A 12488-nucleotide genomic window follows, 5' to 3' on the forward strand; every position below is an offset into this window, starting at 1 on the left:
TTTTCAATTCTGTTTCACCTTGCCTTTCATCCCCTTAAATCAAAAATCAATACAGATAAACCGCTCTGTATTGATTTTGTGATCCTATAACACGCCAAATTGTTCGTCCCGAACATCGGTAACCAGCATATGGCCGGGCGAATGCGTAATCATCAGCTCCGGCTTTACGTGCATTGCGACAGCCTGAGGGGTGACGCCGCAAGCCCAAAATACCGGAACTTCCCCTTTTTTTATCGTGACCGCATCACCGAAATCGGGTTTTGCGATGTCTGTTATACCGATGGCTTCAGGACTGCCGATATGGACAGGCCCTCCGTGAACGGCGGGAAACCTTGATGTAACCTGAACGGCACGCACCGCCTGCTCTTCCGGAACCGGCCTCATACTGACGACCATCGGCCCTTGAAAACGGCCTGCCGGGACACAAGGAATATTCGTTTGATACATCGGAACATTTCGCTTTTCTTCAATGTGTCTGACAGGGATTCCGTTATTGATTAACGCTTGTTCAAACGTAAAGCTGCAGCCGATTAAAAAACCGACCATGTCGTTTTCCCATAAAGAATGGATATCGGTCACTTCATCCGTCAATTCGCCACGCCTGTATATACGGTATTTCGGAAAATCGGTGCGGATATCGGCGTCCGGCGCCGTGATGGACGGGACCGGAGATCCGGGATCTGTGACATCGAGAATCGGACACGGCTTTTCATTGCGCTGGCAAAACAGCAAAAACTCAAAAGCGAGCTCTTTTTTCAAAATCACCAGGTTTGCCTGGGTAAAACCTCCGGCCATGCCGGCTGTCGGACCCGTTATTTCCCCTTTTCGAATCAGGGCCCTGACTTCGTCAGGGCGCATTTCATTTACATGACGCAACGATATCATCCCCATAACTTAGGAATTTCATTGATTAACGTATAGCCTCCCATGACCGCCATGACAATAACGACCAGAATACCGGGAATTGTAAGCCAGATCGGGTGCCTGTAGTCGCCGACGACATTCTTCTTGTACGCGCCGATCAAAAGGGAGCCGAGTGCGATCGGCAAGATTAAGCCGTTTAATGCGCCGGCAAGAACGAGAAGGTTGACCGGCTTTCCAATTGTTACAAAGCAAATCGTTGATACGATAATAAAGACAATAATAATGCCGCGCGAATTCTTTTCAATTTTCGGAGAAAACGTTTTAAAGAAAGATACGGACGTATAAGCAGCACCGATTACAGATGTAACGGCAGCTCCCCACATGACGAGGCCGAAGATTTTGTAGCCGATATTTCCCGCAGCAAGCTGGAAGACAGAAGCCGGCGGGTTATCCGGATTAATGTGCAGGCCTTTTGAGACGACTCCAAGTACGGCAAGGAAAAGCGCAATTCTCATGACAGATGTGATCAAAATGCCGGAAACAGAGCTTTTCGTTACTTCAGGTATCGCAGCCCTTCCTTTAACACCCGCATCAAGCAAACGGTGTCCACCGGCAAATGTAATGTATCCGCCGACCGTACCGCCGACAAGCGTCACAATCGCAAGAATGTCGATATTATCAGGCATGATCGTCTTTGTTACCGCTTCTCCAACAGGAGGCCCGGTAGTAATCGCAACGTACACCACCAACAAAATCATGACAAAGCCCGCGATCAGCGTAAACCGGTCCATCGCTTTTCCCGCTTCTTTAATGACAAAGATCAAAACCGCAATCACGGCGCTGATGATCGCACCCGTCTGCGGTGTAATGCCGAATAAAACCTGGAGGCCGAGACCGGCGCCTCCGATATTGCCGATGTTGAAAGCAAGCCCGCCCAGAACGACGAGAAAGGCGATGACATAGCCGAGTCCCGGAAAGACGAGGTTGGCGATTTCCTGCCCTCTTTTTTCAGAAACCGCAATGATTCTCCATACATTGGTTTGGACGAAGATATCTAAAATGATGGAAACGAGGATGACAAAGCCGAAGCTTGCAGCCAAGCTCTGTGTAAATACTGTGGTTTGTGTTAAAAATCCCGGCCCGATTGAGGATGTGGCCATTAAAAAAGCGGCGCCCAAAAGCAATGTCCAGTTGCTTGATGACGCTTTTGTTTTCTTATTTTGTTTCAAATGGTATTCCTCCTTTTGTCAACATCATGTAGTAAAAGCTTTTATTTTAATATCTGCTGCCCTGAGTTCACGGCGGATTTTTTTCGCAAACTGAAGCGCGTGTGCACCATCTCCGTGAATGCACACCGTATCTGCTTTAAGGCTGACATCCGTTCCTTGCAAACTGCGGACTTTGCCTTCTTTGACCATGCGGATCACCTGACCGACGGCTTCATCATCATCATGAATCAGCGCATCATTCTGGCGGCGGGAAGTCAGCGTTCCGTCTTCCTGATATGTACGGTCGGCGAACACTTCGTGAGCCGTTTTCAAACCGGCTCTTTCACCGGCAAGCACAAGTTCGCTTCCCGCCAAACCGAATAAAATCAGTTCCGGGTCTGTTTGATAAACTGCACGCGCGATCGCATCCGACAGTTCCCGGCTTTGCGCCGCCATATTATACAGTGCGCCATGGGGTTTCACATGCTGCATGGTCACACCTTCGGCCTTTAAAAATCCTGAAAGCGCACCGATTTGATACACGACAAGATCGTATGCTTCTTCAGGCGTAATCGCCATATTGCGGCGCCCGAATCCCGCTAAATCGGGAAGTCCCGGATGCGCGCCGATTTTCACGCCTTTTTCCGCCGCCATTTTGACGGTTTTCCGCATGACGCCAGGGTCTCCGGCATGAAATCCGCAAGCGATGTTGGCTGATGTAACAAATTCGAGAATCTCCTCATCGAGCCCGATTTTATAAGCGCCGAAGCTTTCTCCAAGATCGCAGTTTAAATCAACTTGATTCATCAAATCCCCCCTATATATTGATGCACATTCGGTCGAATTTTAGTATATCCCTCGTTTTGTTCCGATTTTCGGAACCTTAATTCCGAATAATCAAACTTGAATAGATTATATCAAGGATTTGCCCGCTTGGCATCATATTGTTAGAAAACCTCACATAAAATAAATCATTTTTCCTAAAAAGTTTTAGCTGAAAAACCTGATTTCACAAGGTTTTTTCAACTTGCTTCAGTCCATGAATATTTTTTATTTTGCACAAAAAAAAGAGCCGCAAATCGGCTCTTTTTTCGGCTAGGACAATACCCAATGCCTGATCGCTTTTGCGACTCCGTGTTCGATATTGGAATCCGTGATCCAGTCGGCGGTTTCTTTGACGATTTCCTGGGCGTTCCCCATGGCAACGCCTAAACCCGCTTCTTTGATCATAGCGATATCATTTAAACTGTCTCCGACCGCCATCACATGTTCCATCGTAAAGCCGAGGCGCTCGCATACTTTTGCCAAAGCGGCCGCTTTATTGATCCCGATGGCGTTGACTTCAATATTGGTCGGGCTTGAATTGCTGACTTCCAATTCTTTGTTCTTTTTCAGCTCTTCCAGGACCCGGTTTCTGACGTCGTCATCCGGAATATCAAAGCCGAATTTCAGCCATTCATACGCCTGAATATCCTCAGGAAACTCGCCTCTCCACACTTTATCGACGCTGGCGGCCCAGAAATCGGTGTTGTGCAGATTGCGCAAATCCCACATCATTTGGACATGATCGGGATGAAGCAGCTGGCGCTCGACCAGGTTGAAAGACGAATCCCAGATTTCACTGCCGTTTGCCGTGATCAAAAAAGAAGACAGTTCGAGCGACTCCGCCAACTCCCGGCACGTCATTAGCGTCCGGCCGGTGCTGAGCACGACATAAATCCCTTTTTCCTCGGCTTCTTTAATCGCATTTCTGTTTTCATCAGAAATGGTCTGTTCATCATTTAAAAGTGTTCCATCCATATCCAGAGCTACTAGCTTCACATCGATTCGATCTCTTTGACTGACTGACACGATATTTAAGATACCTCACTTTTTTTAGGCTTTTATCTATTCTAATATAAAAATCGGCCAAGACAAAGAAATCTTAAACGAGCTGTTCCGCCGCCCGTGCGATATGTTCTGCGGTCAAACGGTAATATTTTTTCAAATAATCGATCGTCCCGACTTGTCCGAAGGCTTCATGAACCCCGATTCTCTTGAGCGGCGCGGGATGTTGTTCACTCAGCACTTCCGCGACTGCGCTTCCCAATCCGCCTATGACATTATGGTTTTCTGCCGTGACAATCGCATTTGTTTTTTGTGCGTAACGAATCACGGTTTCTTGATCGATCGGCTTGATGCAATACATATCGATGACCGCTGCATCGATCCCTTTTTCTTTTAGTAGTTCTGCCGCCCGCAAAGCTTCTGCGACCATGATGCCGCTGGCAAACAGCGCCGCATCGCTGCCGTCTTTGAGAACTTTTGCTTTTCCGTCTGCAAATGTTTCATGTTCATCATAAAGTCTGACCGCCTTTTTTCTGATCGTCCTGATATAGTGAATGCCGTACTCCGCCGCAGCCTTTTTGATCAAAAATTGGAGCATTGCCGCATCGCTCGCTTCATAAACAAAGGCATTCGGGAATAGCCGGGCGAGCCCCAAATCTTCAAAAGCCATATGGGTTCCGCCGTTATGTTCAGCCGTAATTCCCGAATCTGAACCGAGAATCTTGATGTTTGTTTTGGCATAGGCACCTGAAACAAACAGCTGATCAAAGCAGCGTCTTGTCGCAAACTGGGCGAACGTGTGAACAAACGGGATTCTTCCGGTTAACGAAAGCCCGGCCGCAATCCCTATCATATTGGCTTCCATGACCCCGCAATTGATCACTCGCTCGGGAATGCGCCGTTTAATTTTGTCCATGGAAATCGAGCTCATCAAATCCGCTTCCAACGCCACGATGTCCGCGTTTTCCTGAGCCAGTTCATAAACGGCCGAGCTGTATGCCTGCCTCATTTCGACAGCATCCAGCTTTACATTTGCTGCCGCCTCATTCATGCCCTCACTTCCTTTTCTTCAAGCGTCATGATGATCTTTTCGATGATGCGGGTTTGTTCATCATTCGCTCTAATGTGGTGGCTGTTCTCCATATTTTCAAAATAAGGGATGCCCTTTCCCTTCACCGTATCAAGGATGACGGCAACCGGCCTTTCCCGCTGGGCTTCTCCTCTTTTGACCGCTTGATAAATCGCATCAGGTTCATGTCCGTTTACCCTTTCGGAATAAAACCCGAAGGCTGAAAATTTGCTGACAAAATCCAGCGGATCGATAATGTCTTTAGTCGGACCGTCCAGCTGTTGTTTATTATCATCCACAAACACATAAAGATTGTGGAGCTTATGGTGTGCCGCGAATTGGATCGCTTCCCAGCATTGACCTTCATTCAGCTCCCCGTCGCCGACAATGACAAAGGTCCGGTTAGTGCGTCCTGAAAGCTTGTGCGACAGGGCGACTCCTGCCGCAGCCGAGATCCCCTGGCCCAGCGACCCGGTCGTCATATCGACTCCCGGGGTTAAATTCCGGTCAGGATGCGACGGAAGAGCCGTGCCGTTTCGGTTTAGCGTATAGAGCACATCTTCTTCAAAATAGCCGGTAAGATGAAGCGCTGCATACAAGGCGGGGCCGCCGTGCCCTTTTGAAAGGATCAAGAAGTCCCGATTTTCCCACGACGGATTGGCGGGATCTATTTTCATCACCTTTCCATACAAAACGGCCAACACATCGGCGATTGACAAGCTGCCTCCATAATGCCCAAAACCGAGGTGATGAAGCTGTTTCAATATCAGCAGCCTGATTTGATCACGAAAACGTTCCATATCGATTTCCCTCACTGACATCATTGCCCACTCCTTTACGCTTCAGCTTTATGATCGGACTTCTCCGCCTTTCCGCGTTTAAAGCCCAGTAAGACCGCACCAGCCAATACCGCTGCGATTCCAATTACAACTCCTCCGGCCCCCAGCAGTTTCAACGCATGGCCAAGCACGATTCCTGTCGCGGCAAAGTCGGTATCGGAAAATGTCGTATTGGCAAAGCCTAAATCACCCATGACCGGCAGCAGAAACACAGGGAAAAACGTAATGATCAGACCGTTGACAAAAGATCCCAAGACCGCTCCCCGTATCCCCCCTGCAGCGTTTCCGAAGACGCCGGCCGAGGCTCCTGTGAAAAAGTGGGGAACCACTCCGGGAAGAACGATGACGGCTCCGGCTGCTCCGAGAATCAACATGCCGGTGATGCCGCCAATGAAGCTGCAAAAAAAGCCGATTAATACGGCGTTTGGCGCGTACGGAAAAATGATCGGACAATCCAGTGCCGGCTTGGAATCCGGCACAAGCTTGTCAGATATGCCTTTAAAAGCCGGAACGATCTCTGCGAGCACGAGTCTGACTCCCGAAAGAATAATAAACACCCCTGCCGCAAATGTGACCGCTTGAATAACGGAGAAGACAAGGTAATGTGTACCGCCGCTCAACTCGCGCTCCACATAGCCCGCCCCTGCAAATAAGGCTATCAAAACGTACAAGATGGTCATGGTGAGCGCAATGCTGACAGAACTGTCCCTTAAAAATCCGAGGCCCTTCGGAAACCGGATTTTTTCAGTCGAGCGCGAGCCCTTGCCTGCTGCTTTGCCGATTAACCCGGACACAGCGTAACCGATTGAAGAAAAGTGGCCGAACGCGACCTTATCATTGCCGGTTATCTTTTTCATAAAAGGCTGAACCATCGCCGGAAACACACTCATTGTCAAGCCGAGCGAAACCGCTCCGACGCCGATCAAAAACGGACCCTTCAAACCCGCCACCGCCAGTATGACGGCGATTAAACAAGCCATATACAATGTGTGATGGCCCGTCAAAAAAATGTATTTTAATCTGGTAAAACGGGCGATTAAGATGTTGGACAGCATCCCGAAAAACATAATCAGCGCTGTCGCCGTCCCGTATTCGTTGAGCGCCATCGCGACAATCGCTTCATTGTTCGGAACGACGCCGTTCACATGAAAGGCCGCTTGAAACATCTTTCCGAACGGCTCAAGCGAACCAACAAGAATACCCGCCCCTGCTGAAATCACGATAAAACCTAAAAACGATTTCGTCGTCCCTTTCACGATTTCATTGGCTGGCTTTTTTTGAAGCAGAAGACCGATAAGAGAAATGGCTGCAATTAATACAGCTGGCTGGCTTAACACATCCATCATCAGCTTTAGCGCTCTTTCACCCATTTGCAGTTCCTCCTTTTCTGTGATTAAAGCACTCCTTTTTCCTGCAATGTTTTAACCAGTTTCGTTTTCAGTTCATCCATGTCTATAATGCTTTCAAGCACGACGATATCCCGCAGGTGGGCTGCTCCTTCCGCAATATCTTTGGCAACGACAAACAAATCCGCTTGATCAGGAGACGCTGAGCTCAAATCCGAATGATCCACCTCGATCTCCATTAACCCCAATTCCTGCAAAATATCTTTAATATTCATTTCCAGCATAAAGCTGCTTCCGAGTCCTGATCCGCAAACTGCCAATATCTTCATGTTATCCCTCCCGTTTTTAATTGGATGAATAGGCTTCGATTAAACGTTTGATATGCTCCAACGACTCGGTTTCCTTTAAGGAGTCCTGATTTTCCTTATTGCTGAGAAGCCGGGTCAGTTGGGAAAGTGCTTTCAGATGTGTCGTATGGTCAACCGCCGCAATGCAAAACAAAAGCCTGACCGGATACTGTTCATCATCCAAAAAATAGACCGGTTCCTTCAGTTTCAGGAGACTCATTCCCACCTTTCGGACGCCCTTTTCAGGTCTTGCATGAGGGACGGCAATCTCGGGGCCGATGATCATATAAGGTCCCATCGTTTTGACATTATCGATCATCGCATCTGTGTATTCCTTCAAGATCACCTCCTTATCAAGCAAAGGCTTTGCCGCTGTTTGAATCGCTTCTTCCCAGCTTTTGATTTGGTCAGCCATTTGAATGGTTTCGTCTGTCAGCAGATCTTTCAGCACTGGTCGTTTCCCCCTTGTTTCCGTCACTTTTTGAATAAATACAATATTTTTCAATGATTCTCTTAGTCCTTTTTCGTCTATGATTTTGGCGTGCTTCTTGAGGATGTGAAGAAATTCGTCTGTCAAAAGCTCCTTTTGCTTCACGCCGAACAGTTCATGATACACTTCATTGACAAGCCTGCTTTTTTCAGCGGGCGTCATCAGCGGTCCGACCATGTAGTATCGCTTTTTAGTTTTAAGCTCAACGGTGGAAAACACGGCATCATAACGGTCAAAGACGTCATACGTGAATTCCTGCAAAGACATCGCCTTCTCAACGACAATCTCTGAAAATAGCGATTCAAGCTGGCGCCTGACCATCAAGGATGAGCTGACGCCGCTCGGGCAAATGACGACAGCCGTCTTTTTCGATGATCCGGATTTTACCGGCTGCTCAAGCATTGCACCAAAGTGAATCGTGATAAAGCCGATTTCTTCTTCTGGAACCGGTTTGTTCAGCAGCGCTTCAAGGTGCCGCATCAGCTTTTGAATGATGGTAAATAGTTCTTTGTGCTCTTTCTTAATTTTGCTGAGCAGGGGATTGTGAATCGGGATGCGGTATTTCATTCTGAAATATGCCGGCTTCAAGTGACGGTAAAGAGATTCCGCCACCTCGCGCCTCCTTGGAAATGTGATGCAAGCTCTTGATTCAAATTCAAACACAAGCTTTTCACACAGCTGATAAAGAGGATCATGCGCCGGCTGTTGTCCGAATGAAAGCCCGAGCAGCTGGATCAAAATGTAGCAAAGTTCGGTTTCATGGACGGGAATCCGAAGTTCATTCACAAGCATTGCGGCTGCGTTTTTCAGCGGACTTTGCTTTAAAAGCTCCCCCTCCTCCTGGTGAAAACGGACAATTTTTCCTTCGGCCACTCTGATCGAATACATCATCAGAAAGTAAACAAATTCATTGAGCCTTTCTTCAACGAGTTGAATCCTGTATTCTTTCGAGACAAGTTCAACCGCTCTTTTCGTTTCTTGTTGTGTGTGACCGCACGAGCCGGAAACTGTTAAAATATAATGAAGGATTTCTTTGCCGTAAGGCTTTTGTAAAAAGTAAGAAAGGTGGTGCATGACCGGAACTCTTTTATCAAACTCGCTTCCTATTAAATGATAGCCGCGCTGTCTTGTATATCTGATCGCCACCAAAAACGGAGTCAACGCTTCATTCGCTTTTTTCACATCATTCATGACCGTATTTTTGCTGACCTGCAATAACTGTGTCAGATGAGCGGATGAAATCGGCTCCCTGCGGACAAACAGGAACATGTACAAGGCTTTGATCCGCTCTTCCTGTGTAAAAATAAACGAGCGGCCGATGTCTGAACAGGCTTCGGAGAACCGCAATTCAAGCAATTTTTCCGGAACGGCCAGCCGGTTCTTTCTTTTATATTCGATTTCAGGCAGCTGCTTGCCGGTCAGCCAATGATTGATTTTGTCCAGGTCATAGCAGATTTGCCGTTTTGATAATTGAAAATGCTCAAGCAGCTGATGCATTGTCGCTTCTCTGACACGCAGCAAATATTGGAGCAATTGAGCCGGACGTTTCTCGTTGATCATTTTTGCGCCCCCCTTATTGTCATCATATAATAAAGCGTTTTCATTTTGTTTACCGATTGGGTACAATTCATGGGACTTCCGATCTTCAAGATTGGTCTTATATCCTTCTTTTTTATCGTACAAGCATGAAAAAACCTCTCAAAAGATGTTGAGAGGTTTTTTTCTATCAATCAGCTGTCATGCCAATATGCTTTCATCAAATCTTCCGACCACTTCGGCTGTATGATTTGCCCTTTCGGAAGAAACTCTTTCATCACCGGTTTGATATCGATTACAGGTGTTCCGTCAATCGCATCCAACCCTTTCACTACAAGCTTGCTCTCCGATTTTTCAAGAAGGGTGACAACAGTCGCGCCGAGCCTGTTCGGCCTGTTTTTTCCGCGCTGGGCGAAAATGCCTGTCTCAGGATAGTTTTGATTGTTTCTCGGGCGCCTCGCCTGATATTGTATTTGATCCTCTTTTACTTGATGAAAGTAAAAGATAATGTCCAAATGGGAAAATGCTTCGATCCCTTTTAAAGCGTCCGGATGGATATCTTCAGCCAATTCAATTTCAGAAATCACATCGCCCCAATGATCATCCTTCGGCACAGTCCGCAAGTTTTTCACAAACGCGACAGGCTTTATTTCTATCAAGTTTATCCCCCGCTTTCACTTCGCTTCCATAAAAATCCCGATCTCCGCTTTCGCTGCCGGTTTTCCGTTTACTGAGGCAGTTCCGTTGCCGAATAAAAACCCCCTTTTAAAGCGGGAAACTTCAAAATAAAGATCAAGTTTGTCTCCCACAAAGACCTTGCCGGTGTATTCAGCTTTTTTCACCGAAGACAGAAAGCCGATCTCAGCCGTGTCTTTAAGCGCAGTAAATGCAGCGGTCTGAGCCAGCGCTTCAATGATAATGGAAAATGGCATTTCCTTTTGGTTTTCCGTGATAAACCAGTCGTTTTCCGTTATGAATTTATAACCTTTCACCCATTTTCCCGGCTCGCTCTCGACAACACGGTCAATGAATAGAAACGGGTATCGATGCGGCAGTACAGAATTGTTCACGCTGATCATCCTTTTTTACATGATTATACCGCAGTTTCATTTTTTTCTCTTTTATTTAACGCGATGACACAGAATGAATCTGCTGATCGCTCAAACATTCCACCATGACAAAAAGCCGGGGTCTAAGCCCCCGGCTTTGCTTCATCAATTCGATTTCAGATTGTCCGGGAAGACGGTTAGATCCACTCCCCATAAATTCGGCAGAATGTAGAACACAGCTCCGACGATTAAAATCAGTGTGAAAATATTAATAACAAAGCCGGTTCGAACCATCTCGCTGATCTTCAATTTGCCCGAGGCGAAAATAATTGCATTCGGCGGCGTGCCGACCGGCAGCATGAAGGCGCAGTTTGCCGCCATTGCAGCAGGCACCATTAATGCGTACGGGTGGACATTCAGCGCTAACGCGAGCGAGGCCAGTACAGGCAGAATCATAGTCGCCGTAGCCGTATTCGACGTAATCTCTGTCAAAAACAGCACCAATGCCGCTGAGATAACGACAATGACCACAAAGTTAAATCCATCCAATACCGTGAGCCTTCCGCCGATCCACTCGGCCAGACCCGTTTCTTTAAAACCGGTCGCGAGCGCCAAGCCTCCTCCGAATAAAAGGAGAATCCCCCACGGCAAGTCCTTCGATACCGACCAGTCCAATACCCTGCCCCCTTTATTAAGCGAAGGGATCAAGAAGAGCAATGAAGCTGCGAATATCGCAATCATTGTATCGTCAATACCGGGTATTATTTCATCCCATAAAAACGTCCTCGTCACCCACATAAACGCGGCAAACCCGAAGACGAGCAGAACCATTGCTTCTTCAAAGCTCATCTTTCCGAGCTTTCTTTTTTCTTCGAGAATCAATTCTTTTCCGCCCGGAAGCTCCTTCATCTTGATCGGATGCGCCACTTTCGTCAAGTACAGCCATACCGCTACAAGCAAAATGACAACGACCGGAACGGCAAATGCCATCCATCCACCGAAAGACACTTCAACTCCGTACAGCTTCTTAATATTGGCCGCCAAAATAATGTTCGGCGGTGTGCCGATCAGCGTACCGAGTCCGCCGATCGTTCCCGCATATCCGATGCTGAAGATCAGCGCTTTTGAAAATTTCGCTTCTTCTCCGGCTAAATCTTTTCTTTCAGATTTCATGACGGCTGATACTTGATGAATAATAGCGGTTCCAATCGGAAGCATCATCATCACCGCAGCCGTATTTGAGACCCACATGGACAAAAACCCTGTGGCCGCCATAAAACCGAGGACGATCCTTGACGTGCTCGTACCCACTACAGAAATGATATTGAGCGCGATCCGTTTATGAAGATTCCAGCGCTCCATCGCAAGTGCAATTAAGAAGCCTCCTAAAAATAAAAAGACGATCGGATCACCGTAGCTTGACGTGACAGCTGCCCCTTCCAGCGCCCCGGTCAGCGGAAGCAGCACGATCGGCAGCAATGATGCAGCCGGAATCGGAACAGCTTCTGTAATCCACCATACCGCAACCCACAACGTGGTCGCCAATACCATTCTTCCTTCATAGCTCAGCCCCTCGGGAAAAAAGAACAAAAGGACGGCGAAAAACAATGCAGGACCAAGCAGCAGCCCGATTTTCTGAGGCGTTTTATAGCTCGGCGGTTTTTCTTCCTTCATGGTTTGCTCAGACTTGATCTTTAAATCGGCATCTTTTCCCGCCCTGACAGGCATGGCGAATAAAAGCAGCCTCTTTGCTTCCCGGTGTGATCTCCAAAGCATATCCCATGCTGATACAACGCTTGATTTCATCAAAAATCCCCCTTCCCCTCTATCGATAAAGCGCTTACAATAGTAAATAAAAAGTAAGCTGCCGACTGTCGACAGTTATAACTTCATTATAACGGACAGCTAATGGC

At 47.5% G+C, this 12488-nt stretch carries 12 protein-coding genes; all 12 read right to left on the reverse strand.

Going from position 1 to position 12488, the window contains the following annotated elements; all coding sequences use genetic code 11:
- Nucleotides 1-84: 84 nt before the first annotated feature.
- Nucleotides 85-885, reverse strand: a complete 801-nt coding sequence (locus QMZ64_RS08685; RefSeq protein ID WP_301441245.1) for a putative hydro-lyase — start codon at nucleotides 883-885, stop codon at nucleotides 85-87.
- Nucleotides 882-2093: an NRAMP family divalent metal transporter gene (locus QMZ64_RS08690; RefSeq protein WP_265624821.1), complete on the reverse strand. Its 1212-nt coding sequence runs from the start codon at nucleotides 2091-2093 to the stop codon at nucleotides 882-884. Before QMZ64_RS08690 ends, QMZ64_RS08685 begins: the two co-directional genes overlap by 4 nt.
- 24 nt (nucleotides 2094-2117) lie before the next feature.
- The gene (gene pxpA / locus QMZ64_RS08695) at nucleotides 2118-2879 is read right to left on the reverse strand and encodes a 5-oxoprolinase subunit PxpA (protein ID WP_265624822.1); all 762 of its coding nucleotides are present in this window, start codon (nucleotides 2877-2879) and stop codon (nucleotides 2118-2120) included.
- 288 nt (nucleotides 2880-3167) lie between these two features.
- Nucleotides 3168-3923, reverse strand: a complete 756-nt coding sequence (locus tag QMZ64_RS08700) for a Cof-type HAD-IIB family hydrolase (RefSeq protein WP_020450202.1) — start codon at nucleotides 3921-3923, stop codon at nucleotides 3168-3170.
- Nucleotides 3924-3996: 73 nt separating this feature from the next.
- Nucleotides 3997-4950, reverse strand: a complete 954-nt coding sequence (locus QMZ64_RS08705; protein ID WP_265624823.1) for a transketolase family protein — start codon at nucleotides 4948-4950, stop codon at nucleotides 3997-3999.
- Nucleotides 4947-5789, reverse strand: coding sequence for a transketolase (locus QMZ64_RS08710; protein ID WP_265624824.1), 843 nt, complete (start codon nucleotides 5787-5789; stop codon nucleotides 4947-4949). Before QMZ64_RS08710 ends, QMZ64_RS08705 begins: the two co-directional genes overlap by 4 nt.
- A gap of 14 nt (nucleotides 5790-5803) precedes the next feature.
- Nucleotides 5804-7177, reverse strand: a complete 1374-nt coding sequence (locus QMZ64_RS08715) for a PTS ascorbate transporter subunit IIC (RefSeq protein ID WP_145608015.1) — start codon at nucleotides 7175-7177, stop codon at nucleotides 5804-5806.
- 23 nt (nucleotides 7178-7200) lie between these two features.
- Nucleotides 7201-7482 carry a PTS sugar transporter subunit IIB gene (locus tag QMZ64_RS08720; protein ID WP_265624825.1) on the reverse strand — a complete coding sequence of 94 codons (282 nt, stop codon included), beginning with the start codon at nucleotides 7480-7482 and terminating at the stop codon, nucleotides 7201-7203.
- A 16-nt stretch (nucleotides 7483-7498) separates the two neighbouring features.
- Nucleotides 7499-9550 carry a BglG family transcription antiterminator gene (locus QMZ64_RS08725; protein WP_265624826.1) on the reverse strand — a complete coding sequence of 684 codons (2052 nt, stop codon included), beginning with the start codon at nucleotides 9548-9550 and terminating at the stop codon, nucleotides 7499-7501.
- A 170-nt stretch (nucleotides 9551-9720) separates the two neighbouring features.
- Nucleotides 9721-10185, reverse strand: a complete 465-nt coding sequence (gene tsaA / locus QMZ64_RS08730; RefSeq protein ID WP_243943464.1) for a tRNA (N6-threonylcarbamoyladenosine(37)-N6)-methyltransferase TrmO — start codon at nucleotides 10183-10185, stop codon at nucleotides 9721-9723.
- A gap of 15 nt (nucleotides 10186-10200) precedes the next feature.
- Nucleotides 10201-10596, reverse strand: coding sequence for a 3-hydroxyacyl-ACP dehydratase FabZ family protein (locus QMZ64_RS08735; RefSeq protein ID WP_145652356.1), 396 nt, complete (start codon nucleotides 10594-10596; stop codon nucleotides 10201-10203).
- A 144-nt stretch (nucleotides 10597-10740) separates the two neighbouring features.
- On the reverse strand, nucleotides 10741-12381 hold the full coding sequence (locus QMZ64_RS08740; protein ID WP_243943466.1) for an SLC13 family permease: 1641 nt from the start codon (nucleotides 12379-12381) through the stop codon (nucleotides 10741-10743).
- Nucleotides 12382-12488: the final 107 nt, after the last annotated feature.

Origin of the sequence: Bacillus sp. LB7 (assembly GCF_030449715.1) — a bacterium.
Taxonomy (GTDB): Bacteria; Bacillota; Bacilli; order Bacillales; family Bacillaceae; genus Bacillus; species Bacillus paralicheniformis.

Bases quoted from the DNA above. Each gene is read 5' to 3' on its own strand.
- QMZ64_RS08685 (WP_301441245.1), bottom strand. From the start codon at position 885: ATGATATCGTTGCGTCATGTAAATGAAATGCGCCCTGACGAAGTCAGG.
- pxpA (WP_265624822.1), bottom strand. From the start codon at position 2,879: ATGAATCAAGTTGATTTAAACTGCGATCTTGGAGAAAGCTTCGGCGCT.
- QMZ64_RS08705 (WP_265624823.1), bottom strand. From the start codon at position 4,950: ATGAATGAGGCGGCAGCAAATGTAAAGCTGGATGCTGTCGAAATGAGG.
- QMZ64_RS08710 (WP_265624824.1), bottom strand. From the start codon at position 5,789: ATGTCAGTGAGGGAAATCGATATGGAACGTTTTCGTGATCAAATCAGG.
- QMZ64_RS08715 (WP_145608015.1), bottom strand. From the start codon at position 7,177: ATGGGTGAAAGAGCGCTAAAGCTGATGATGGATGTGTTAAGCCAGCCA.
- QMZ64_RS08720 (WP_265624825.1), bottom strand. From the start codon at position 7,482: ATGAAGATATTGGCAGTTTGCGGATCAGGACTCGGAAGCAGCTTTATG.
- QMZ64_RS08725 (WP_265624826.1), bottom strand. From the start codon at position 9,550: ATGATCAACGAGAAACGTCCGGCTCAATTGCTCCAATATTTGCTGCGT.
- QMZ64_RS08740 (WP_243943466.1), bottom strand. From the start codon at position 12,381: ATGAAATCAAGCGTTGTATCAGCATGGGATATGCTTTGGAGATCACAC.